Source organism: Cyclobacterium sp. SYSU L10401 (assembly GCF_010993705.1).
Lineage (GTDB): Bacteria > Bacteroidota > Bacteroidia > Cytophagales > Cyclobacteriaceae > Cyclobacterium.
Map to the genome: position 1 here is coordinate 242,081 of NZ_WOFO01000003.1, position 25,232 is coordinate 267,312.

20 protein-coding genes and 1 riboswitch are annotated in these 25,232 nt (G+C 43.9%); of the genes, 9 read left to right on the forward strand and 11 right to left on the reverse strand.

Annotation, left to right across the window (positions count from 1 at the left end):
• Positions 1–2: 2 nt before the first annotated feature.
• From GL182_RS08920 to GL182_RS08935, 4 genes are all read right to left on the reverse strand, one after another.
• Positions 3–1,154 carry an aspartate aminotransferase family protein gene (locus tag GL182_RS08920; RefSeq protein WP_163379317.1) on the reverse strand — a complete coding sequence of 384 codons (1,152 nt, stop codon included), beginning with the start codon at positions 1,152–1,154 and terminating at the stop codon, positions 3–5.
• A gap of 66 nt (positions 1,155–1,220) precedes the next feature.
• Complete coding sequence (gene argC, locus GL182_RS08925; protein WP_163379318.1) at positions 1,221–2,189, reverse strand: N-acetyl-gamma-glutamyl-phosphate reductase; 969 nt, start codon at positions 2,187–2,189, stop codon at positions 1,221–1,223.
• Positions 2,176–3,381 carry an argininosuccinate synthase gene (gene argG / locus GL182_RS08930; protein ID WP_163379319.1) on the reverse strand — a complete coding sequence of 402 codons (1,206 nt, stop codon included), beginning with the start codon at positions 3,379–3,381 and terminating at the stop codon, positions 2,176–2,178. The genes argC and argG overlap by 14 nt, the downstream gene beginning before the upstream one ends.
• 149 nt (positions 3,382–3,530) lie before the next feature.
• Entirely contained in the window at positions 3,531–4,232 is a 702-nt protein-coding gene (locus GL182_RS08935) for a GNAT family N-acetyltransferase (RefSeq protein ID WP_163379320.1), read from the reverse strand.
• Positions 4,233–4,767: 535 nt separating this feature from the next.
• Here GL182_RS08935 and GL182_RS08940 point away from each other — a divergent pair.
• From GL182_RS08940 to alr, 3 genes are all read left to right on the forward strand, one after another.
• Positions 4,768–5,988: an acetyl-CoA carboxylase biotin carboxylase subunit family protein gene (locus GL182_RS08940; protein WP_163379321.1), complete on the forward strand. Its 1,221-nt coding sequence runs from the start codon at positions 4,768–4,770 to the stop codon at positions 5,986–5,988.
• A 150-nt stretch (positions 5,989–6,138) separates the two neighbouring features.
• Entirely contained in the window at positions 6,139–8,133 is a 1,995-nt protein-coding gene (locus GL182_RS08945) for a hypothetical protein (protein ID WP_163379322.1), read from the forward strand.
• Positions 8,127–9,284: an alanine racemase gene (gene alr / locus GL182_RS08950; protein ID WP_163379323.1), complete on the forward strand. Its 1,158-nt coding sequence runs from the start codon at positions 8,127–8,129 to the stop codon at positions 9,282–9,284. Before GL182_RS08945 ends, alr begins: the two co-directional genes overlap by 7 nt.
• 125 nt (positions 9,285–9,409) lie before the next feature.
• Here the strand turns inward: alr and GL182_RS08955 are convergent, their stop codons facing one another.
• From GL182_RS08955 to GL182_RS08970, 4 genes are all read right to left on the reverse strand, one after another.
• Complete coding sequence (locus GL182_RS08955; RefSeq protein ID WP_163379324.1) at positions 9,410–10,192, reverse strand: glycerophosphodiester phosphodiesterase; 783 nt, start codon at positions 10,190–10,192, stop codon at positions 9,410–9,412.
• 101 nt (positions 10,193–10,293) lie between these two features.
• Positions 10,294–10,683, reverse strand: coding sequence for a VOC family protein (locus GL182_RS08960; RefSeq protein WP_163379685.1), 390 nt, complete (start codon positions 10,681–10,683; stop codon positions 10,294–10,296).
• A gap of 7 nt (positions 10,684–10,690) precedes the next feature.
• Complete coding sequence (gene metX, locus GL182_RS08965; protein ID WP_163379325.1) at positions 10,691–11,758, reverse strand: homoserine O-acetyltransferase family protein; 1,068 nt, start codon at positions 11,756–11,758, stop codon at positions 10,691–10,693.
• 9 nt (positions 11,759–11,767) lie between these two features.
• Positions 11,768–13,072, reverse strand: coding sequence for an O-acetylhomoserine aminocarboxypropyltransferase/cysteine synthase family protein (locus GL182_RS08970; RefSeq protein WP_163379326.1), 1,305 nt, complete (start codon positions 13,070–13,072; stop codon positions 11,768–11,770).
• A gap of 188 nt (positions 13,073–13,260) precedes the next feature.
• A riboswitch (SAM riboswitch) is annotated at positions 13,261–13,370 on the reverse strand.
• 122 nt (positions 13,371–13,492) lie between these two features.
• On the opposite strand from GL182_RS08970, the gene GL182_RS08975 reads away from it, so the two are divergent.
• The 6 genes from GL182_RS08975 (at position 13,493) to GL182_RS09000 (ending at position 20,426) form a co-directional block, all read left to right on the forward strand.
• The gene (locus GL182_RS08975) at positions 13,493–14,551 is read left to right on the forward strand and encodes an acyloxyacyl hydrolase (RefSeq protein WP_163379327.1); all 1,059 of its coding nucleotides are present in this window, start codon (positions 13,493–13,495) and stop codon (positions 14,549–14,551) included.
• Between the two features lie 149 nt (positions 14,552–14,700).
• Complete coding sequence (locus tag GL182_RS08980; RefSeq protein ID WP_163379328.1) at positions 14,701–16,344, forward strand: S8 family peptidase; 1,644 nt, start codon at positions 14,701–14,703, stop codon at positions 16,342–16,344.
• An 18-nt stretch (positions 16,345–16,362) separates the two neighbouring features.
• Complete coding sequence (locus GL182_RS08985; RefSeq protein ID WP_163379329.1) at positions 16,363–17,529, forward strand: cysteine desulfurase family protein; 1,167 nt, start codon at positions 16,363–16,365, stop codon at positions 17,527–17,529.
• A gap of 15 nt (positions 17,530–17,544) precedes the next feature.
• Positions 17,545–18,030 (forward strand): cyclic pyranopterin monophosphate synthase MoaC, encoded by a 486-nt coding sequence (gene moaC, locus GL182_RS08990; protein WP_163379330.1) that lies wholly within the window; start codon positions 17,545–17,547, stop codon positions 18,028–18,030.
• Positions 18,014–19,189 (forward strand): NTP transferase domain-containing protein, encoded by a 1,176-nt coding sequence (locus tag GL182_RS24240; RefSeq protein ID WP_240469749.1) that lies wholly within the window; start codon positions 18,014–18,016, stop codon positions 19,187–19,189. Before moaC ends, GL182_RS24240 begins: the two co-directional genes overlap by 17 nt.
• 43 nt (positions 19,190–19,232) lie before the next feature.
• Positions 19,233–20,426 carry a class I SAM-dependent RNA methyltransferase gene (locus GL182_RS09000; protein WP_163379331.1) on the forward strand — a complete coding sequence of 398 codons (1,194 nt, stop codon included), beginning with the start codon at positions 19,233–19,235 and terminating at the stop codon, positions 20,424–20,426.
• Between the two features lie 159 nt (positions 20,427–20,585).
• Here the strand turns inward: GL182_RS09000 and GL182_RS09005 are convergent, their stop codons facing one another.
• The 3 genes from GL182_RS09005 to GL182_RS09015 form a co-directional block, all read right to left on the reverse strand.
• Positions 20,586–22,691 (reverse strand): M28 family peptidase, encoded by a 2,106-nt coding sequence (locus GL182_RS09005; RefSeq protein ID WP_163379332.1) that lies wholly within the window; start codon positions 22,689–22,691, stop codon positions 20,586–20,588.
• 12 nt (positions 22,692–22,703) lie between these two features.
• Complete coding sequence (locus GL182_RS09010; protein WP_163379333.1) at positions 22,704–23,864, reverse strand: C40 family peptidase; 1,161 nt, start codon at positions 23,862–23,864, stop codon at positions 22,704–22,706.
• 61 nt (positions 23,865–23,925) lie between these two features.
• Positions 23,926–25,221: an amidohydrolase family protein gene (locus tag GL182_RS09015; protein WP_163379687.1), complete on the reverse strand. Its 1,296-nt coding sequence runs from the start codon at positions 25,219–25,221 to the stop codon at positions 23,926–23,928.
• Positions 25,222–25,232 lie beyond the last annotated feature (11 nt).

The following is a 25,232-nucleotide window of genomic DNA, read 5'->3' on the forward strand; positions in this document are numbered from 1 at the left end:
TTTTATTGAATGGTCTCTCGCTGGTTGATGGTTATTTCCAGACTATTGATAAATGATTGTAAATCTTTTTGCTGAATACCAAGGGGGGGAAGCAACCGGATGGTATGCTTACCTGCTGCGCTTCCTGTAAAAATGCGGTGCTTATTGATTAACTCCGTGCGGTAACCTGCAGCGTCGTGCTTCAAATCAAGTCCAATCATTAACCCTTTTCCCCTTACCTGGGTGATCTCGGGAATGGTATGGTTTAAAGCTTCCATTAAAAAGGCACCCTGAAGGGCAGCATTTTCCATCAGCTTTTCTGACTCAATGATTTCCAATACTGCCAATCCTGCCGCACAAGCCAGTTGATTCCCCCCAAAAGTTGTTCCCAACATCCCATAGTGGGCTTGAATATCCGGACGAATCAATACGCCACCTATGGGGAAACCGTTCCCCATTCCCTTAGCGGTAGTGATCAGATCCGGCTCAAGGCCATCCGTCCACTGGTGAGCAAAGAACCTGCCTGTTCTGCCGTATCCTGCTTGCACCTCATCTAAAATAAATTTGGCACCATGTTGTCTGGCCAATACGGCTAACCCTGTTAAAAACTCCGGTGAGGCTACCTGTATTCCGTTTACGCCTTGGATGGGTTCAATGATGATGGCGGCAATAGCTTTGGTTTTCAAAATTTTTTCAACGCCCTCCAAATCCTCAAATTCTCCAAAATATACCTGGTGGCCGGTATTAAAAGGGGCGATAATTTTGGGATTGTCCGTAATGGCAACGGCTCCGGAAGTCCTGCCATGAAAAGCTCCCTTAAATGCAATTACACCTGGCTTTCCCGTTGCAAAAGAGGCCAGTTTAAGGGCATTCTCATTGGCTTCAGCACCTGAATTACACAAAAAAAGCTGGTAGTCCGGTAACCCGGATACTTGACCCAATTTTTCGGCAAGGGCATTTTGTATCGGGATTTTAACAGCATTGGAATAGAAAGCCATTTTTTCCAGTTGCTCATTGATCCGGGCGACAAAGTGGGGGTGACTATGTCCTATGGAAATCACAGCATGACCGCCATACAAGTCCAGGTATCGCCTGCCTTCCTGGTCCCAAATATAGACACCTTTGGCCCTTTCGGGCGTCACATTCATTAATGGATAGACATCAAATAATTGCATTGCTTGTACTTATGATTCAGGGTAGGATTGACACCGTACCGATTGAGACAAGAGATAAATAAATCATTAAAAGACAGTACTTTTTAATCGCAAACCCATTTTTTCATCCAGTCCAAATGCAAGGTTCATGTTTTGTACAGCCTGCCCTGAAGCTCCCTTCAATAAGTTATCGATTGCGGTATAGACCACCAGCTGACCTGCTTCTTTTTTAAGGTGGACCAAACATTTGTTTGTATTGACTACCTGCTTGAGGTCGATATCATTTTTGCTGACATAGGTAAAGGCAGCATACCGATAAAAATCCTGATATCCCTGATAAGCCTCTTCCAGCGAGCCATCAAAAGGAAAATAGGCAGTAATCCAGATTCCTCTTGTAAAATTGCCCCTATAGGGTACAAACAGCACCTGCTGATCAAAACCGCTATGCAATTTACCAAAGGTCTGATTGATTTCTTTCAAGTGCTGGTGCGTAAATAATTTATAAACCGAAACGTTTTGGTTTCTATGACTGAAATGGGTGGTTGGACTTAGGCTTTTTCCTGCTCCGGTACTGCCTGTAATACCCGAAACATGCAGCGCATTGCTTACCCAGCCTTGCTGTACGGAAGGTGCCAATGCCAGCTGTATACAGGTGGCAAAGCATCCGGGGTTGGCTATTTTTACTGCTTGCTGTATCAGCTGCTTATTGGTTTCCGGCAGACCGTAAATAAACCCATTTGACTCATCCCTGAAGTCGGTACTCAGGTCAATGATCACCGTTTCTTCGGCAAAGGAATGCTTTTGCAGAAATGGTTTTGCTTGTCCATGGGGCAGGCAAAGAAATACCAGGTCCAGGTTTGCACTGTCTATTTGATCCGTAAAAACCAAAGATGCGTCACCGATCAGGTCGGGATGGACGTCCTCCAATTTTTTTCCATTTTGACTGTTACTGTGAATCCAGACAAGGTCTACCTGGGGATGATGCACCAGGAGCCGCACCAATTCACCACCTGTATACCCGGCAGCTCCTACGATTCCTGTTTTAATGGTCTTCATGTTCCAGACTTTGGTTTACTTGATGAAAAATCGCTGTTTGGTTGCCAAATATTTTGGTAAATCCTTTGACATCCTCAGCAGTATAACCTTTATTCATCTCTCCATAACTACCGAATTTGGAGGACATGAGATCGTGTTCGGATTTGATCCCGATCATGCTGAAGCGGTAGGGGTGCAATTGAACCTTAACTTCTCCACTGACGTAATTTTGGGTACTTGCCATGAATGCTTCCAGGTTTCGCATGACCGGATCCAGGTAATGACCTTCATGCAGGTGATTGCCATAAAATTCTGCCATCTGGTTTTTCCAGTAACTTTGCCATTTGGTAAGTATGTGTTTTTCCAGCAGCTGATGGGCTTTGATGATGAGCATGGGTGCGGCCGCTTCAAAGCCTACTCTTCCTTTTATACCGATAATGGTGTCTCCTACGTGTATGTCCCTGCCTATTCCAAAAGGGGCAGCGATTTCCTGCACCTTCAAAATGGCTTCCACAGGATGGCTGAATACCTGTCCATTCACCTGCGTTATTTCTCCCTTTTCAAACCCTATGTTGATGACCTCTGGTTTCGTCTTACTAACTTGTGTGGGGTAAGCTTCTTCTGGCAAAGCCTGGTCCGAAGTAAGGGTTTCCCTGCCTCCCACAGAAGTTCCCCAAATACCCTTATTGATTGAATAGGCTGCTTTTTCAAAATTCATGCTCACTCCATGCTTCTTCAGGAAGTTAATTTCTTCCTCCCTGCTGAGTTTAAGGTCCCTGATTGGCGTAATAATCTCTATGCCCGGAAGGATGGTTTGAAAAATCATATCAAACCGAACTTGATCATTACCAGCTCCTGTACTTCCATGTGCCAGGCAGCTGGCACCTATACTTTTTGCATGTTCGGCCAGGGCTTTTGCCTGTAAAATCCTTTCAGCACTTACCGAAAGGGGATAGGTTTGGTTTTTCAATACATTGCCAAAAACCAAAAACTTAATCACTTCATTGTAGTAGGTTTTAGTAACATCCAAAACCTTAAAGGAAGCAACCCCCAACTTTTCGGCCCTCGCCCCGATATTTTTTAATTCTTCCTTCTCAAACCCTCCGGTGTTGACCAAAACAGCGTGGACTTCATATCCTTTCTCCTTACTTAAATGGATGGCACAAAATGTGGTATCCAAACCTCCGCTGTATGCTAATACTACTTTTTTCATCTGTTTATAATTTGTCTTTAAGCGGTCAGATGGAATCTTTGACGATTAAAATAATCATTGCCCTGTGTGTTTAATGATGATTTTAATCGTGTCGATTTCATGTGATAGATTACCGATTTACTATATGGTTGATAAAAACCAGTGATTGGTTAAGATGACTGGTTTACTTTTTCTTTAACTTTTGCCAGGGCATTTCTTTTTCCTTTGGCAATATTAAGAAACATGGCCCGTTTGATCTTGATTAAACGCTCAAAAAGGCTGAGATTCTTATTGAATTCTGCTGAAAGTTTCTTTTGTTCGGCTTTTTTTACGCTTTTGGGCTCATAAAGCATGGCTGTGCAAAGGCAATTGGATCGGTTTTTACTCATCAGAATGGGATAATTTACACAGCTTTGACAACCTTTCCAGAAATCGTCATCTGTGGTTAGGTCAGAGTAGCTTACAGGATAATAGCCAAGTTCTGAATTGATCTTCATCACTGCAGCACCCGTGGTAAGGCCAAAAATTTTAGCATCGGGGTATTTTTTGCGGCTTAATCTGAATACTTCCCTTTTTATTTCTCTGGCCAGGCCATGTTTTCTGAATTCCGGTGATACAATTAAACCTGAGTTGGCCACAAATTTTCCATGCCCCCAGGCCTCAATGTAGCAGAAGCCGGCCCATTGACCGGAAGAAGAAAGGGCGATAACCGCCTTTCCTTCTTTCATTTTGGTTTTGATATACTCAGGTGACCGTTTGGCTATTCCCGTACCCCTTGCCTGCGCTGAACGTTCCATTTCTTCAGTAATCGTTTCAGCATAATGGCAATGTTCTTCGCCGGCGGGTTTAATGATAAATTTTTGATTGGCCATTGTATCATTGATTTAGGCTTATAGTTGTTGGTTCAATCAACAAATTAGTGATAAGCCCTGAGAAAGATGGTTTGAATGATTGATGAAATACTGTCGAAATACTGGTACCTACGTAAGGTACTATAAAAGTTACACAGGGACTAGGCCCTGAAGACAACCCTAAGGGTTTTTTTTGAAAACAATATTGGATACCCAAAAAGATTATTGTGGGCGAGGTAGGGATTATAGGCTATGTGCGCTTCTTTTTTCATTGTAAACCCTACAAATATTTATTTTTTTAACGAAAAATACAAATATAGGGTGCATATAATTTTGTGGAAAAAAATACACGAAGGAAATTGAGCGGTTCGGGTACTTTGGTTCGGTTAGGAATTCACCTTTCCAATCAGTCAATTTTGCCAAATGCTTTGGCTGTTTTTAATTATATTAAGATAAGAATTCAATAAAATAGGAAGTTTTTTTTATTTATTACATATAATTGACTTTAGCCTGTTTTTTGTTGTAAGAAGAAACCGAATCAAAAAATAACAGAAAAATGGCAAAATGTTTCGCACTAATGGGTTGGAGTTTGCCCGTGATAGAAAGTATGCAAAAACTCAACAAACCTTATGTTGTGGTATCCTATCCGGATTTTGAAGGCTATGCCAAAGAAAACAATATACCATTTGTATCCTACCAATTCAATGAATGGAGCGATTCTTCCAATTCCCTGGACCTCAAGATCAAATTGGATGAGTTTGGTGCCGATGTAGCAGTTCCTCTGTTTGAGGAGACAGTGGAATGGGCAGGAGCGTTGAACTCTTTATACAGGGATGATCCCAGGGTGCTCAACAGGGCCTTTCTATTTAGAAATAAGGCCATGATGAAGCGGAAAGCCTTGATTGGCGGACTTCGTGTAGGGCTTTTTGAAGAAGTACATAGCAAAGATGGGGTTATTAAATTCATGGATAGACTGAATCAAGCCAATCTTCAGGTAGATGGTGAAGAGGACAGTTGGGTTCATATCAAACCTTTTGCATCCGCTGGAACGGTGGGCCACAGATTGTTGAGGTCCAAACAGGATGTGATGGATAAATGTGTAGAGGAAGATTTTCCCTGCCTGGCAGAAAGCCACCTTCCTGGAAAGGAATTCTCCTGCGAGGCCTTTATTCATGGAGGAAAAATCAGGTTTTTGAATATTACGGAGTATGTCAAGCTTGGTTACAGTAACTTCATCCCAGAAGGTCATTATCTGCATACTAAAAGGGATAAAATCATGAAGGAAATGCAGAAGCTGGTCGACATTTTTGGTATCCAATACGGAATGATTCACCCAGAGTGGTTCCTGACCGAAAATGACGAAATTAGTTTTGGAGAGACAGCCTGCAGGATCCCTGGGGGGCATATTTTGGAGTTATGCAGTAAAGCTTATGGCTTTGACGCATTGGCTGCTTTTGTGCTTTGCCATGATCCGGATTTGACAGAGGATGAATTAGCTGAAATACTACCTCCACTGGATGCCAGGCCCAATCAGTTTTATGGCAATGTGATGATCTATCCACATAAAAACCAAATATCCAAACTGATCATTCCCGAGGAATTAAAAGAAGAGCCTTATTTTCTGGATCACAACCTGATACCTCCTATGACTACCCAGAAGATCAGCGACAGGGAGGGATTTGGCAATCACTTCGGTACGGTTAATTTTAAGGGGGAAGACCCGGATCGGATGACAGAACTATTACTCCATTACGAAAACGTTGACTTTTACCATTAGGAAGGAAAATTTCACCAACCATTTTTGACTTTAAAGTGAAAATTTCCGTCATTAAATGAGAGCAGGTAGAAAAAAGTATTGGCAGGTATAGCTGCCAATATTTTTTTCTTTTATTATTACAATTATATAAATTTAAGTGTTAGACCATTCATGCAAGATCAGGAGATATTAGAGAGAAGCCAGGAGCTTTTTGATGAGTTATTCAAAGAATACAAAGAAGCTACAGCGCTGACCAGTAACCAAAAAGCCCAGAAGATAATGGGCCAACTGGATACCTGGTGTGATAGTGAGGAAGGAATTTCCAGGATTTACGAAAACATTCCCAAGTTGGTGGAAGCCGGGATTTTAAAGGATTCTCCCTGGGAGCATCCTGGCAAGTTGGTTCCTGCTTTGGTAAATGGCACTTATAAAAGTGGGCATCCCAATTCTACCATTGAATTAATCAGTGAATTGAGAATGCTGGCCATCGCAAAAGGTAAGATCAAATCTGCGGAAGTAAGTGCTGCAGAAGCAGAAAATTTTATCCAGGAGGTAATCGTATACAATTTGGAGTTTGTATTTAACGAGCCTCAGGAGGAAACAAGAATCGTAATGAGTGGGCATGAATTGAAAAAAGTTCATTCGCTTTTTAGCTTTTTGTCCAATAGTGTCAAGCTTTCGAAAGTTAAATCAAAGCTTGCTGAGGAATTGAGGCTAATTTGCGAACAGCGCCCTGTTGTGACGGAAAAGCAAAGGAGAATCATCGCTTTGGTGAAAGAAAAAATTGAGCTGGATCCCAATGATCCGGAGGATTTAGATTTGTTGGCGTTTCAAAGGAGCATCTACCGACCAACGGATAGAACTACGGATAAAACTTTTCAGGAATACCGTCAGGATTTAGATAAATTGACCATCGAGGAGTTGGAAAAGGAAGCTCGTGAAATGGGTGAAGTGATGTTGCAGTTTGGATTGGTAAGTCAATACCATGCCGTTTTGTTGCTTCACCTGGTCAGAAAGGAGCTTTATGAATTGGTACCTCCTTGTTTTGCATTAAGTGCAGCAGGTGAGGCCAGGTACCACGAATTCAGGGACTTTGTAAGTTTTTTGATTGTTCAGGTCATAGATCCATTCAATGCACAATGTCTTTATGGCCTTGCTAAAATGCTTGAAAATGGTGTTTTGGCCAGAGAGGCTGTGCGATCGGGTTTATTCAACCTTACCAAGATCACCATACATCCGGAGGTTATCAAAAGAATTTTAAAATCCACCAGGACACCTCATGAGAAAGTAACGCCTAAACAATACCTGATAGGTGCACTTTTCAGAATTTTGGGTCAACCCCTGGGTGTCGGACAGGGCAATAACCCTACCTGCCAGAGTGCCCGAGGTATCAGTATGTGGAGTCAGCATGCTCCGGCCAAATTGATTCACATGGTGCAGACAGCAGCGGAATATGATGACATATCCTTCAGGTTTGAAGGACAGGAAGTAAAATATTCCCAAACCCAGCCGGGATTGGTACAGGTGCTGGACCACCATTTGGATGCCGTCTCTGTTACTTTGGTCCCCATGCTGGACAGGATCTACAATGACATGATGCTTCGTGCATCGGGAAGGGGAGAGGATCCCCATAAATGGGTAAACCCTGCTTTGTATGGCCAATGGATACAGATAGGTTTCGCCTCTGCCTACGATTACACTTTTAATGCCATCATCGATTTTGATGGCTTTGTGAGGGTGTTTTATTCCATGTTCCATCCCAAATACAATGGTGGTCACCGGATGGTATATCCAAACCCGGTCGGTATCTTCGTTACTACGGCAAAAGGAGAAATGCTGGGATTCCATGCAATATCCTTGCTCAGGATAGATAAAGACAATAATGGAGATTTGAGGGCTTATTTTCTTAATCCAAACAATGAGGGCAGACAAGATTGGGGACAGGATATCAAACCTTCTGTTTATGGAAAAGGAGAGATTCACGGAGAGTCTTCACTTCCCTTTCATCAGTTTGCCGCAAGGACTTATGCTTTTCATTATAATAACCTGGAAGCTGCTGGAATAATGAACAATGTGCCTGCCTGGGAAGTTGAAAAAGTGACTAAGTTAGCGAAAGAAAGTTGGGGTAAAGCATATACCTGGTTAGAAACCAAAAGAAAATGGTAAAACATTCATCAAGAATTGAATTAAAACAATCGGCTTATAAAAGCAATATTAATTTTATCAGGAAGAAGATAGGCGAAAAGCCTATCCTCTCTTCTGTTGTCAAAGCCAATGCCTATGGTCACGGCATAGAATCTTTCGTGCCTATGGCCGAAAAATGTGGCATCAATCATTTCTGTGTGGCTTCTTCCTTTGAAGCAGAACAAGTGCATAGGGTATGTAAAAAAGACAGTCACATTGTCATCATGGGAATCATCTATCAAGAGGATATACCCTGGGCCATAGAGAATGATATTGGTTTTTTTGTCTACAATTATGACAGGTTACCGGTAGCACTTGAAGCAGCTAAAAAAGTAGGAAAACCTGCCAGGGTACATGTAGAAATCGAAACGGGAGCCAACCGGACAGGGATGCATGACAAGGAGTTTCCCAAGGCACTGAATTTTTTGAAAAAAAACAAGGAATGGATTTATTTTGAAGGGCTCTGCACCCATTTTGGAGGAGCAGAAAGTGTGGCCAACCAATTCAAAATTGACATGCAGCACAAGCGCTATAAGGCGGCCCTTAAAATCTGTAAAGAAAAAAATATACTGCCGGAGTTAAGGCATATTGCTTGTTCTGCAGCCGCCCTGGCCATGAAAGATACAGTCTATGATTTGGTAAGGATAGGTGTGGCTCAGTATGGTTTCTGGCCAAGCCCCGATGTATATTTTGCACATCTGCACGAGACCAATAAAAAGTCTGATACTTCATTGAAACGTATATTTACCTGGAAAACGGATGTAATGGATATCAGGGAAGTCAAGCAAGGGGAGTTTATCGGCTATGGAACCGCTTTTCAGGCTACACATCCCATGTCGGTGGCCGTCTTACCTTTGGGTTATTCCAATGGGTATCCCAGGGCCTTGTCCAATAGAGGACAGGTGCTGATCAAAGGTAAAAAAGCTCCTATAGTGGGACTGATAAATATGAACTTATTTATGGTAGACATCACCCATATTCCTGAAGTAAAAGTAGGGGATGAGGTGGTTTTGATTGGAAGACAAAACAATAATGTGATTAACGTTTCCAGTTTTACCAACGTCACCCAGTTGCTTAATAATGAAATGTTAAGCCGCTTACCCGCCGCCATCCCAAGGACGGTGGTCAGGTGAAAACCAGCTGCAAACGTCCGTTTCATTTCATGATTGTCAGGAAGACGAAGCTGACGAGATTTTCATTTACGTTTATAGGGCTATTTGCAAGTTACTGGGAACTCAGCTGAAAATGGCAGTAAGAGTCATTGCCTGATCAATGAAAATAATTTTTCCGGTTCATCGGTTGTGATAAAATCTACCTCTTGCTCCAGCAACCAGCGCATGTCTTCCTCCTTATTTACTGTCCAGGAATTTACAGTAAGGCCCAAAGATTGCGCTTCTTTTATCCAATGGGGGTTTTCTTTCAGTTTATTGATGTTATAGTCAAAACCAAAAAAACCATCTTTTTTCAAATCGGCAGGAGGCCTGTCTCCGGTCAGGTAAGCCACATTGGCATTTGGGTCCATTTCCAGAACTTTCAGTCCGATGTCATAGTCAAAAGTGATGTAATCAATCCATTTTTCCGCTCCCAGTTCCCTTACCAGTTCTACTGATTTCCGGGCAAGTTCCTGTCCCCTGGCCTTGGATACTCCGGACGGTTTGATTTCAAAAATCAACCTGGTTTGGTGTTGGGTCATGCCATGTTTGATATATGCTTCGGCGGTAGGGATTTTCTCTCCGTTTGAGAGGGGTTTTTCCAACAATTGGGCATAGCTAACTTCTTCTATCAACATTCCTTCATGATCAGCATCGTGATTGGCTACCAGGACCCCATCGGCTGTCATCCATACATCAAATTCTGCACCTTCACACCCAAGATCTATGGCCTCCTGTAAAGATGCCAGTGAATTTTGAGGATGGGGAGTAGCTTTCCAGGCACCTCTGTGGGCGATCACTTTGTTTTTTAGAAATTCCATGTTTTGGGTGTGGCCAGATAAAATACCAGTACAAACCAGACTTAGGGTCAATAGGGTTTTGAAGATCATTTGAGGTTAAAAGATTTATGATATGCAATATTCTAAAAGAATAATAAAACAGCAACAAGTTGGTAAGAAATAACGAAATAAAATGAGTATCAGGTGAAGCCTTATTCCCAAATACCTTTTGGTACGATTTCCAAAACATGACCGAAAGGGTCTTCAAAGTATATGCTGTTTTGATGATTTCCCCAATCTTGGGTATGGGTAATGGCTATGCCTTTGCTGATCAGCCGATCCTTTGTTCCCTGGTAATCCTTTCCTTCCACCTCAAATGCCAGGTGCTGCTTCCCATAGGCAAAATGGGCTGGTAAAGTGGTCTCTTCTTTGGTGACTTCAGGCAAAAAACAAAGCAATACACTTGCCCCGCATCTGAAAAACACATGCCTCCCATCTACTTTAGATATTATGGGCATTTCCAATAACTCATGGTAAAAACTGACCGCTTTTTCCAGGTCGGAAATATACAAGCAGTTTTCTTTAATGCCGGTATAAGGGATCATATTATCAGGTACTAATGGAATGGTTATTTTCCAAATAAAAAGATTTCAAGATGTAGTTCAGTTGCTCATATTCTATCAGAAAGGCATCATGCCCGTACAGGGACCTGATTTCCCTGTAGGTACCTTTAGGAACATGATTACTGACAAACCTGGACTCGGTACAGGTAAACAAAAGATCGGTATCAATCCCGATGGACAATACCCTGCATTGGATCTTGGCAAGTGCGGCGGCGGTACCTCCCCGGGATCGACCCAGGTCATGACTATCCATGGCTTTAGATAGCGTCCAGTAAGACAATGCATTAAACCTATTGGCCAGTTTCATGCCTTGATACCGCAGATAACTGCTGATTTTGAAGTTATCTCTCTTCTCCTCCGTTTCACTTTGGTTTTGAATAAATGTTTGGGGATGCCGGTAGCTGAGCATGCCAATGGCCCTGGCAGTTTCCAGACCTTTTTTTCCTGCTGTAGGATCCCGGCTACCCCAGGTCTGGTCCGATTCGATGGCCATCCTTTGGGTTTCATTAAACCCAATGATCCAAGGGGATGCCTTGGCATTGGAAGCAATGATAATAGCATTATTTAACCGGTCCTGAAGGGTATAGGCCCATTCCAGGGCGACTTGCCCCCCTAAAGAACCTCCAATCACCGAGTCAATTTTTTCCAAGCCCAGATGAAGCCTCAATTTTTCCATGGAAGCAGCGATATCCCGGGTGGTAATGTTGGGGAAATCGTAATAATAACCTTTCCCAGTCGAGGGGTTAAGACTTAAGGGTTGGGTGGATCCATAGCAAGACCCAAGAAAATTCGCACAAATAATAAAATGCCTGGACGGATCGTAGAATTTATCTTCACCGACCAGTCCGGCCCACCATTCCTGGGGGTTAGCATCTCCTGTTAGTGCGTGCAAGACCCAGATAACATTATCTTTCTTCTCGTTAAGTTGTCCCTGGGTAGTAAAGCTCAATTGAAATTCCGGCAATATTTCTCCGGATTCAAGGTGTAGGGCTTCCTTGCAATAGAAAATCTCTTGGGTCATTTCAATGGTCAAATGCGGCGATTGGAGATTCATTTTTCACAACTATATTTTATCAAAGGCAGTACTTAGGTCTGCTTTCAGATCTTCAACATGTTCTATGCCACATGAAATTCTCAACATCGTAGGCGTTACACCAGCAGCCAATTGTGCTTCATCTGAAAGTTGCTGGTGGGTGGTAGCTGCCGGCTGAATGATCAGAGTCTTGGCATCTCCTACGTTGGCCAGGTGAGAAATCAATTCCAGGTTGTTGATAAAGGCGGACGCCGTTTCTTTTTCACCTTTCAATTCAAAACTCAAAACACCTCCATATCCATTGGGAAGGTACTTTTTTGCTTCATTGTGGTAAGCACTGGAAGGCAAACCCGGGTAATTTACTTTTGCAACTTTGGGATGTTTCTCCAGCCATTGAGCCAGGGCCAGGGCATTGTCTACTGTACGTTGAACCCTCAATGATAGGGTCTCCAGGCCCTGTAATAGCAGAAATGAGTTAAAAGGGCTCAGGGCTGGTCCAAAATCCCTCAGGCCTTCCACTCTTGCACGTATGGCAAAGGCCACATTGGGCATGCCCAGAGGATTGTCATATCCGAAAGTCTCCCAAAAATTAAGCCCATGATATCCTTCTGAAGGTTCCGAAAACTGCGGGAATTTCCCATTTCCCCAGTTGTAATTTCCACCATCTACAATGATACCTCCTATAGATGTACCATGTCCGCCTATCCATTTGGTAGCAGAAGAGGTGACAATATGGGCACCATGCTTGATGGGCTGGCAAAGATAACCACCAGCTCCAAAGGTGTTGTCCACTACCAAAGGAATGTCATATTTGTTGGCCAAAGCAGCAACGGCTTCAAAATCGGGAACATTAAACTCTGGATTGCCAATGGTTTCTACATAAATGGCTTTGGTGGTGCCATCAATTTTGGCTTCCAGATCAGCAGCTTTATCGGATTTGGCAAAGCGGGCTTCTATACCAATTCGTTTGAAGGAAACCTTGAATTGATTGTAGGTACCTCCATATAGAAAGGGAGAGGTAACGAAATTGTCACCCACCGTCAGAAAATTGTTTAATGCTAAAAATTGGGCTGCTTGCCCGGATGCCGTGGCCAATGCCGCCACTCCACCTTCCAATGCCGCCACTCTTTTTTCAAAAACATCTGTGGTAGGGTTCATGATCCGGGTATAGATGTTTCCAAACTCTTTTAATGCGAAGAGATTGGCACCGTGCTCAGCAGAGTTGAACACGTAGGAAGTGGTCTGATAAATAGGAACTGCCCTGGAGTTGGTCGTGGGATCGGCCTCCTGGCCGGCATGAATCTGTAATGTTTCGAAACGATAATCTTTTGACATGATTGTTGTGTTTTAGGTTTATTTATCGATAATATAACAATAAAAGTATGTTTTGAATGGTTTTTAGCCTGAGCTAAAAACCGAGGCAACAAGCCCTCACGAGGATAATTGCATGGTTATGAAAATTAGATTGGAAATTTCTGGAAAACCTGTCCTTAAAGAAATTGAAAATTGTACTCATTTTATAGAATTTATATTTCCAAATGAAACTGTTTTCATCCGGCAGGAATTGGCACCTTGGATTTTCCAGGTTGCCAGAGGGTCACCGAGCCTGTCTCTTGCCTCTTCTATATAAATCCTTTGTACCAAAAAAGTAAAAGGATGATGCAAAATAAGCTTAGATTGGTATATTTTCCAATACATCCCGGTGATTTTTTATTTTTTTGAAACAAAATCGCAGGAATTCAGTGAGATAAATTGATGTCAAAGTATCTATTTCTTATGCTGACCAGCCTGATTTGGCTGATTTCGGGTCAGGAATCCCTTTCGCAGGGGGTTTCCCGGATTGGTTTGGAAGGGCAAAGTGGCTGGATCATCCCCCATTCTCCGGAATTGATCCCCATTTCTCAAAGCCATCCCTATGGAATACAATGGACTGCTGAATACCTGCCTTTAAATCAATCTGCCTGGGAGAATTGCAATTGTTTTTACTACTGGGGAGGCAGTATTGGCTATACCAGTTTTAATAATCCCGCTGTTTTGGGAGATGCTTATTTCCTGAGCCTATTTTTTGAACCCATATTATGGAGACGGAAGGATTGGCAAGTTAGTTTGAAAGGAGCCATAGGTACAACCTACCTTACCCGTGTCTATGATGTGAACAACAATCCGCAAAATACCTTCTTTAGCAGTCCCTTAAGTTTTTTACTAGCGATTAATCCCAAGATAAATTACCAGGTGAGTGATAATTGGTCTGTAAATTTTGGTATAAACTATAACCACATATCGAATGGCGGACAGCGGCAGCCCAACAGGGGAATGAATTTCCCTGCCGTCAGTCTGGGTTTAAGCTATTGGTTTATAGATAATGATTTTCCTGAATTTGAAAAACCTCCTTTTGAATCCCGGCATGCGTTAATTTTGGAAGGTTTTGGTACATTCAGGGATAACCCAGAGGGATCGGGAAGGCTTCCTTCCATGGGTATTGCTGCGGATCTGATTTATGCCATTTCCCGCATCAATAATCTTGGAATAGGACTGGAAAGTACCTGGGATCAATCTCTGCATATTGCCGAGCCTGAATCAGGCCTGCTGTTGGCACCGTTTATTTCCCACCACCTGACTTTTGGTAAGATCGATTTTAGTCAACGCATGGTCTATTACCTGAAAAAGCCGGAGAAGTATCAGGAAGACAAGCTATTTTATCAACGCTACACTTTATCTTATCAGTTTAACAGTGGATTTCGTATGGGAGCAGATATGAAAGTCCATGGACATGTGGCTGAAAATATCGGGTTCAGTGCAGGATGGAGGTTTTAAAACAACTATCGGAAACCGCATAAAGCGTATTCTTACCGAAAAAGTTTTTGAAATTTGATGCGATTCAGATCTTTAATATCTTTCATGCGTTATGAAATTAAACTTCATTGTTATTATTAAAATTTTCAACCGTTGATTGTACAAAATTTATGAAAATAAAACTTAAGAATTGCTTGTCTGCCCTTATCATGGGCATCTTCCTTTTCCCTGCCTTCACTTCTTTTGGTTTTGTTGCTGGTATTGATAGTATTAAAACACCGGACAATTGGTTTTTACTTGATCCAATGGAAGATGGATTTATGGGTACAGGTACAGAGAAAGCATATGACCTGATTTTAAAAAATAAAACGCCCAAACAGACGGTAGTTGTAGCGGTGATAGATTCAGGCATTGAACTGGATCATGAGGACCTGGAGGGAAAGATATGGGTAAATGAAGGTGAAATCCCAGGAAATGGAATTGACGATGACGGGAACGGTTATGTGGATGATGTGCATGGATGGAATTTTATAGGTGGTCCTGATGGCAGCCATGTGGATGCCGATTCCCATGAGTTGACCCGGGAGTTTGTCAGGTTAAAGGCCAAATATGAGGATATGGAGCAGGAGGATGTGAAAAGAAGAAACAGGGAAGAGTTTGCTTACTGGGAACGGGTGAAAGCCAATTTTGAGGAAAGTAAGAAGGAGGCCCAAACGAATTACAACATGTATTCCAATATGATGGAGGGGTTTTCCGGTATGGCTGAACTGCTTAAGGATGAATTTGACAGGGATAATTTCAAAAAAGAGGACCTGAATGATTTTGAGGCCGAAGATGAGAAAGTGCAAAATGCCGTCGACATGATGACGCAGTTATTTTCGATGGTGAACATGCAGGATCCCGGAATCAACGAAATTCTGGGAATGCTCGGAGATGCGGTAGAACATTTTGAAGTGCAGGCCAAGTATGCCTACAACACCGATTTTAATCCAAGAGATATTGTTGGTGATGATCCTGAAAATTACAAGGAAAAATACTATGGAAACAATGACCCAACTGGTCCTGACCCGTCTCATGGGACGCATGTGGCAGGAATTATCGCGGCCAATAGGGGCAATGACCTGGGGGTTGATGGGATCGCAGAGCATGTATTGATCATGCCCATTCGAGCAGTGCCTAATGGAGACGAAAGAGATAAAGACATTGCCAATGCCATCCGGTACGCTGTAGACAATGGGGCACATGTGATCAATATGAGTTTTGGAAAATCCTATTCTCCTGGAAAAAAGCAAGTAGATAAAGCTGTCAAATATGCCGCCAGAAAAGGGGTGTTGCTGATCCATGCTGCAGGAAACAGTTCCAAGGAAATCAATCCGAATAATAATTTCCCGAACCGATGGTACGAGAGAAGGGGTGAGTCCAATTCCTGGTTGGAAGTGGGTGCTTCTTCCTCTATTGATGGCGAAAACCTGGCAGCTGATTTTTCAAATTTCAGTAAAGAAAGGGTAGATTTATTTGCACCAGGTGTGGATATCTATTCCACAGTTCCCGGTTCCGAATACAAATCCAACAGCGGTACCAGTATGGCCGCTCCTACAGTGTCTGGAGTAGCTGCCTTATTGCTGGCCTATTATCCGGATTTAAAAGCCAAAGAAGTACGGACCATTTTAAAAAGTTCTGTTTACCGGCCGGAAGTAGAAGAAGTAAATCTTCCGGGACAGGAAAAAACCATACGTTTTGATGAGCTCAGCGGTACGGGTGGGCTGGTGAATGCCTACCAGGCTGTTCAGATGGCTGAATCCATGCAGAACTAATGAGCCAATAATTTGTAAATGAAAGCTTACCCCATCTATTTGGATCACAATGCCACCACACCCTGCCATTCCTCGGTGTTGGATGAAATGCTGCCCTACTTCAGGACGCATTTTGGCAATGCCTCAAGCAGTCACCATCCTTATGGATGGATAGCAGAAGAGGCTGTGGAAACTGCCAGGGAGCAGGTCGCCGAATTGATTGGAGCCCAATCCAAAGAGATAGTTTTTACCAGTGGGGCAACAGAAGCCAATAACCTGGCCATTAGGGGAGTAGCATTTGCTCAAAAAGAGAAAGGGAATCACCTGATTACCCTGGAAACAGAACATAGTGCTGTATTGGACACCATGAAGGCCTTGTCGCAGCAAGGTTTTGAAGTAAGCTATTTACCGGTAAATGCTGACGGGACAGTATCCCTGGAGCTTGTAAAAAGGACCTTTCGCAATAATACCATCTTGCTGGCTGCGATGTACGCCAACAATGAAACAGGCCTCATCCATCCTGTCCGGGAATTAGCTGCCCTTGCCCGTGAGCATGGGGTGCTCTTTTTCACAGATGGGGTACAGGCAGTAGGTAAAATTCCAGTGGATGTCGGAGAATCAGGTATGGACCTGATGTCGCTTTCTGCGCATAAAATGTATGGTCCCAAAGGAGTGGGGGCCTTGTACCTGAGGAAGTCCAAACCACATATCCCGCTGGAAGCTCAAATTACCGGAGGCGGGCAGGAGACCGGCAGAAGGAGCGGCACCCTTAATGTCCCGGGTATCGTGGGGCTGGGCAAAGCAGCAGACCTGGCACTGAACGAATTTCAGGAGGATGCAAATCGCCTGTCCGCTCTGAGGGATAAATTGGAAGCAGGCCTGCTTGAAATCGAGGGCTCCCAGATCAATGGATCAACGGATAGCAGGTTACCCCATGTCAGCAACATTTCCTTTAAAGGTATACCTGGGAAGGCATTCCTGATCAGGATAAACAAGTTTCTGGCCGTAAGTTCAGGAGCTGCTTGCAGCAGTATCACAGACAAACCTTCTCATGTATTATCCGCTATGGGTTTGGATGCAGACACAGCAATGGCTACTTTAAGGTTTTCTCTGGGCAAATCCACCACTGATAAAGTAATAGAGGATGCCATTGCCTTTGTCAGGGAGGTGCACAAGGATTTAAGGTATTCATCAGTTTCCAAATAGCTAAAAGGATTGAAGATGTCAGAAAAAAACTTTTCGCATTTAGATAAAAAAACCGGAAACCCGAATATGGTGGATGTGGGTGAAAAGCAGCCCAGCCAAAGGACTGCCAGTGCTTCCTGCCGGGTGGTTTTGGGGAAAGAAATCATCAGGGAGTTGACAACAACCGCTGAGCTGATGACCAAAAAAGGTCCTGTTTTTCAAACCGCCATTATTGCGGGAACCATGGGAGCAAAACAGACGGCCAGCCTAATTCCCCTCTGCCACCCTATTGGACTTGATGATTGCAAGGTTACCATTGATGTGCTCAATGAAACAGAGGTACAGGTGCAATGTAGTGTAAGGGTTTTTGGAAAGACAGGTGTAGAAATGGAGGCCATGACAGGTGTTTCTGTCGCCGCCCTTACCATTTATGACATGTGTAAGGGATTTTCTCACGACATCACCATAAAGGAGATAAAGCTGGAAGAAAAAAAAGGAGGTAAACGTGATTTCAAAAGATAAACATCAGAAGCATGCCAAACTTACCAAGCCACAATATGGGGACTATGGTAGGTTGGAATTGGGCTTTTTAGGAACTTCCTGTAAGTTTATTCAGGAATTGGCAAGGGATATCATCAAGAATTTATCCCCTTCATTTGGTCTTGCCTATGTGGATGCTGATCACAAGGAAGGGGACCAGTTAATGGCAGGAGCTGGAGATCCTGACAGTTTGATCCAGTATCCGGGTACCATGGAAATGAGAGATAAAATTGTTTTCCAGAGGTTGGATATGCGGCTACCTGATATTTCTGTTTTTGAGCAAAGAGAATGGCTAAACAGGCAGGATTTGGTATTGATCAATGCCAATCATTTCAGGGCCAGACAGCAGGTGCTGATCATCGACCCCAAAAAAGCCATGGATAAAAAACTATCCAAATTGACCCAGGTCAGTCTTATCCTGATGAAAGATGGGGCAACAGAAATTCCCCGGGTAATTCAGGAGCATTTACCCTACTGGCAGGAAATACCTGTTTTGGGATTTCATGAGACTGATAAATTAAAAGAATTTATAAGGGAATTCATCAATAAAAGCAAGCCTAAGGTAAATGGACTAGTCCTGGTTGGAGGGAAGAGTACCAGAATGGGCAAGGACAAATACAACCTGGCTTACCATGGCAAAAGTCAAAAGGATTACATGATCGACTTATTGAGCCCGCATTGTGAGGATGTATACCTCTCCTGTAACCCCGAGCAAGCTCCCGAATTGCAAAATTCCTACCCCCTGATTGTGGACACTATTCTGAATTTGGGCCCTTTTGGGGGCTTGCTGTCGGCATTTATGAAAGATCCTGACAAAGCCTGGCTGACAGTTGCCTGTGATTTGCCATTCTTATCAGAAAAGACCATTCATTATTTGCTAAAGCACAGGAATCCCTCCAAACTGGCCACTGCATTTTTGGATCCCAAGGGAGAATTTCCGGAACCATTGGTAACGCTTTGGGAACCCAGGGCTTATCCGGTTTTGTTCCGGTTTTTAAGTCAGGGCTACAGTTGCCCAAGGAAAGTTCTGATCAACTCCAGCATCGAGTTGCTGGAAGCTCCGGATACTGCCGAATTCCAAAACATCAATTATCCTGAAGACCACGAAGCCGCCATGACCGCATTGAAAGGCGGCCATTGAGGTTAGTTGATCCTAAACCAAAATTTTGGGGTATATTTGCGCCATGATAGATTTTACCCAGACAGGGAGATTGGTGATTACCTGTTATGACAGAAATGCCCCTTTTTTGGAATCAGAATTACTGGAACTTGGATTTCAGCCTGAAGGGGTATTCCGAACCCATGTGGAATTGAAAGGCAGTCTCAATGATTGCCTCTTTTTGAACATGCACCTGCGGACGGCCAGTCACGTTTTGTACGAAATACAATCCTTTCCACTGGACCACATTTCAAACCTTTATCCGGTAGTCAAGGACCTGCCCTGGGAGGAATACATCGATCCCGATGGATATTTTTCTGTTATCAGCAATGTCCGGCATGAATCTGTTGACAATCCCCTGTTTGTTAACGTCAAGATTAAAGATGCCATTGCAGACCGCTTCAGGGAAATATTTGGTGTCAGACCCGATTCCGGATCTGTATTGAATGAAGCCGTATTTCAGTTTTTCTGGAAAGGAGAGGAAGCCAGTCTGTATATCAACACCAGTGGCGATACATTGATCAAGCATGGTTACCGTAAGATTCCAGGCAGTGCTCCCATGATGGAATCCCTGGCGGCAGCAACACTGATTGCTTCAGGCTGGGATAGGAAAAGTCCCTTTATCAACCCCATGTGTGGGGCAGGGACAGTGATCATTGAAGCGGTTATGATGGCTACTAATCGGTTTCCCGGCTTATTCAGGGATGATTATGCGATGATGTATATCAAGGGCTATGATGCGGGTGTTTTTTATGATTTGAAAAAGAAGCTGGAAGCCAAGATCACGGATGAACCCGATCTGGTATTTGTGGCGTCTGATATTAGCGAGCGGGCAATCAAGGCCAGCAAGGCCAACGCCCGGGCTGCCGGAGTGGAAGACTTGATTCAATTTGAAACCTGTGACTTCAGGGATGCCAGCATACCGGAAACCAATAAAGGCACCTTGTTTTTAAATCCCGAATATGGTGAAAGACTGGGTGAGGAAGAAAACCTGGAGGATACGTACAGAGAAATCGGCGACTTTATGAAGCAGCGCTGTCCCGGTTATACGGGATTGGTGTTCACAGGAAATCTGAATTTGGGGAAGAAAATCGGATTGAAACCAAAACGAAGGATCCCATTTTACAATGGGACCATAGATTGTCGCTTACTGGTATTTGAATTGTATAAAGGTAGCAGGACTCCGGGAAAAACTTCTCCGGCCGGAGCCTCGGACTAAAGGTATATCAGAAATATTTTAAACGTTCTGCGTATCCATTTTTAAATTACCGGGCCTACTAAAATACCTGCCATTTCCTTGTCCGTTTATTCAAAACCGGGTAAGTGGAAAAAAATTCCCCATTGACATTCAAATACGCTCATTCAGGCAAACCCTTCACTACCCCTCTGAAAGGCCGCTACCAATATCCTCAATGATACCAATGAGCCGCTGAATAGCTGCTTCATATTTTTGATCCCATTGTTCCAGATTAGCCGTTGATTTAGTGGATATTTCGTATTGGATACCCGGAAGAATCCAGGAGGCATAACCGCTAAAAGGATCGGTAGAGGCATAAAGGGACTTGTACCAGCTACCAAAAGGCATTCCTTCTTCTATTAGAAAACTTTTTTCCAGGCTGAGCAGGGCTTGGTTTATTCGGGATACCTGCTCGGGGCTTAAGGAGTTGTTTGCCAGGGACTGATTGACAAGCTTTTCCATTTTATTCCCAGTCGCTTCCAGCTTTTCCAGGGCTTCTAGGGTAGAAGTAAACCCCTGAAAATCATCATCATATTCCTGAATCCGGATAGTGGCATTGGCCAGGTGACCTGCCAGATCTTCGGCATATCGGGGCACCTGATAGGGGATAATACTTGCATTGGCCAGTCTCAGAGACATGATGCCGGCCCATTGGGCAATGGTACCTCCCATCTGGAATTCAGGGTCTGCAAAATTTTCGTAAAAATAAAAATCATCGTAATTGGTATGATAAAGGGTAGGTCCGCCGGCACCTCCGCTAAGAGAGGGGATTCCCAGGTGCATGTAAAAGGCGATATGATCAGAACCGCCGCCCAAATTACCTATGGAAGGCAAGGGCTTATCACCAGACCAAAACTCAAACACGGTCTTATCAGCATAGGGATAGCGTACTTTCTTGGCCGCTTCCATCATGGTCTTCTTCAGACTTGGAGCCGCCGCCCCACCAATATTTTTACCTGAAACGCCGGCATCAAAATTCAAATAAGCAATGGCTTTCGCACCCAACTCATGCTTCAGTTGCTCCACCCATTCGGTAGACCCTATCACCCCGTGCTCTTCGCCATCCCAGTGGGCGATAAGGATGGAGCGTTTGGGTTGGTTACCTTCCTGCGCAAGTTTCCCCAGGGCCTGGCTTAGTGTCAGCAGCATGGATGTACCACTATTGGGGTCTGTGGCCCCAAATCCCCAGGCATCATAATGGCACCCGAGTATGACCCATTCATCCGGATAGGTACTACCTTTTAGGGTGCCTACCACGTTATTGATTCGAACGAAATCTATGGGCTGGTCTACCTTTACCCGCACCGTAAGCTTTGGCCCGCCTTCCAAACGGTAAGTAAATGGTAATCCTCCCTGCCATGATGCGGGTACTGGGTCTCCCTGCATTTGGCCGAGGATTTCCTTTGCAGAGGCATAGGGGATGGGAGTGACCGGAATGCCATGTAGTTGGGTCTCTTTCGGGTCCAGTCTTTCTACACTGGTTTCACCATCCAGCGGCAGGGCAGGTTCAAATGGAGTCAATGGATCTCCGGTAAAGCTTTCTGTCAACAGGGAGCCCCGCTGTATGGCACTTTCGTTATAATAGGGGCCTTCCGGAAACACCAGGCCTTTGGAATAACCACTATTGGCAGGATCAGTAAAAATAAGCAATCCTGCAGCTCCTGAGGCTTCAGCAAATTTTGCCTTATAGCCCCTGAAATTCCCTCCGTATCGGGCAATGACGATCTTTCCGGAAAGGTCAATTCCCAGTTCAGCTAATTTTTCAAAATCCTCTTTGGTTCCGTGGTTGGCATAGACCACTTCTCCGATCACATCACCGGAACCGGAGAAGGCATTCCAGCCTTTTTTCAGTTCGGGATGGCCGGTAAACTTATCTTCTTCCAGAATGTATTCCATCTGGTTTAGCGGTAGCCGTTTGGGAGTAACGATTTCTACCAAAGAACTACCGGGATCATTGGGGAGGTATACATCAAATGGATACCGCTGAGTTGCCCAGCCTGCTTCTTCCATCACCGAGATCATATAGTCTCCTACCGCTTCATTTGCCGGAGTTCCTGTGATGTGTGGATGTTCGGTGATGGTTTGCAGGTGCTTTTTAAAACTGGAAAAATCAACAGTTTCCATAAACAAGTTTTCCAGTTCATGCTGCTTTACAACTTCTTCCGCAGTAAAACCATCCAATTCGTTTTGACAAAAAACAAAACTGGTCAGCAACAAAAAGAAACAAACAAAGATATACTTTTTCATGGATGTAGTGGTTTATTGAAGGATTTGATCAACTGAAAGAATGTGCTCGGAGGGTTTGTTGCGAATTCTTTTGGTCCTGAGGTAACGGTTCAATTCATATTCGTCAAAATTTTCGTCGTTGGGATCAAAACTGCTGATCCTTACCCTACCTCTGGAATGAATAAATTGATTGTCGCCAATCCACATGCCGACATGTACCACCCTTTCTTTATTTTCTGCAGTGGCCGGAACGCCAAAAAACAGCAAATCACCTACTTCCAGGTTTTCCCAGTTCTTGTCCGTATCCACTAATTCACCTTCATTTATTTGCTGGGAAGCATCCCGGGGGATAACCATGCCATTGAGGAAATAAATGGTTTTGGTAAAGCCACTGCAATCCATTCCTTTCGGAGAGGTCCCACCCCAAAGATAGGGGGAGCCCATCATTAGTTTTGCTGTCTGTATAAGAGCATTATCCTCCGTATTGCGGGTACTTTTCCATTGTTCATAGGGAACCGCATTTTCAATGGGAATGAAACCTTTTCGGCTATCCGGTAATGCAACCTGGTAACCCAATTGGGAGATTCCGGTTAACTCCAATACGTTTCCAGCAGTGACGTCACTGACGATTTCATGTAAGGTTTCGTCGGTATATATGTTGGCGATCATTTCGGTAATGACTACCTTTTCTTTTTCCATCCATTGGTCCAGGGAACTCTGATTCATCCTGACAATAGCTGCAGCATCTACCCAGGACAGATAGCCATCGGGTGTCTGGACCAGGTACCAGCTTCCAGAGCTTTTCAAAACTTTTAAAGGTGTACCCATAAGGGCCTGAGTGGCCAGTTCTGAGGCATGTCTGGGCTCGCTGCGAATATTGGCGACGGAATTGGTCACCAAGGCCAGGTTAGTGTCTCCCAATTCAGGAGCCGGTAATAGTTGGATGCTATCGGTAAATGAAATATCCGCGGCTTTCAATTTCTCCAATAAAACCCGATGGGCTTCTTCCAGATTGGTCTCTCCGGTCAAAATACCATCTTCCAGGCTAACATCGAAAAGCGCTACTCTTTTATCAGGAGCAAAGGTATTCTGCACCTGCTCCAGTACTTCCAGCGCATGATTTTCTTCCCGGTCATTTTTACAGGAAATAGTTAAAAATAAAACCAGTATACTGCAAAAGAATGATCGTTTCATAAAATGGAATAGAAATTTGAACCAAATGTATAAAATAAATCTGGTCTAGGAAGAAATTAGCTTAATTTGCAGGTTTCATTTCCCTGTCCAGAAATTCCTGATAGAGCCGGATATGTCTATTGGTCATGGGTATCCGGTATCCATCGATAAATACCTGACTCACCTGGGTTTTAGGCTCGAAGGGATCTCCATCTGCTATAAATAAGGTGGCGTTTTTACCTACTTCCAGGGAGCCGAGCTTTTCGTCTACCCTGAAAATTTCGGCAGCATTAATGGTAATGGATTTGAGTGCCTCTTCTACACCCATGCCATAGGCGGCGGCAAAACCGGCATGGAAGGGCAGGTTTCGCACATTTTCAGAGTCCTGCGTTCTCAATGCCAGTTTAACTCCGGCTTTGTGAAGAACAGCCGCATTGGTATAGGAAACGTCGTACTTATCAGAGGCCCTGCTGGGCAGGGTCAGCACCGGTCCTGTGATGACTGGTATTTTGGATTCGGCCAATTTATCTGCCACCTTCCATCCTTCAGCTACACCTGTAAAGACTACATCCAGGCTTTTTTCTTCTACCCATTCCAGGGCAGCCAGAATGTCTTTGGCGGCGTTGACTTCAACAAACAGGGGTAACTCCCCGGCCAAAACCCTGGAAAGTTGCTCCATCTCCGGATAATATTTAAGCTGGCCACCTTTTTCCTTTATGGAAAGATAGCTTGCCGCTTTTTCCCAGATATCATTAATTTCTTCCAATTTTTTATCCGCTTCTTTTCGAATGGTTTCTTCTGACCTGTTGTCATATTCTCCCGATTTGGCAGCAGAGGGAAAATTCATCACCACAGCCTTAAAACCAGCATCCATTTGGTCTGGGGTGTACCCATTAAGTTGGATCAGGGACGCAGTTCCGGGAAAATACCCTCCCCTGGGTTGGGTCAACACGGTAGTCACTCCACTAACTCTGGTGACAGGAATGGCTACAGCGTTAGGGTTGACTGCAGAGAGGGCCTGCATCTGGGGGGTTAGTTTTCCCAATTCCATATAATCCTGTGTTTCAGCAAGAGAGTTGACCTCCACCAGACCAAGACTGGTGCCACTGTCAATAAAACCGGGGTACACAGATTTACCACTACAATCCACAAGGGTGTAATTTTGAGGGGCTAAGTTTTGGCCTATGGCCGTTATTTTCCCGTCCTTGATGAGCAGGTCAGTATTCTCCAAAACCCCTTGGGTGATGGTATAGACCCTGGCATTTTGCAATAAAAATTCTGCCTTATAGGGTTTGACCACCTCTCCGTCAATCTGAGCATACAACTCAGGTTTGAAAAGGAAAAGGATAAGAAGGAAAGAAAATATAATTTTTTTCATCATCGGTCATT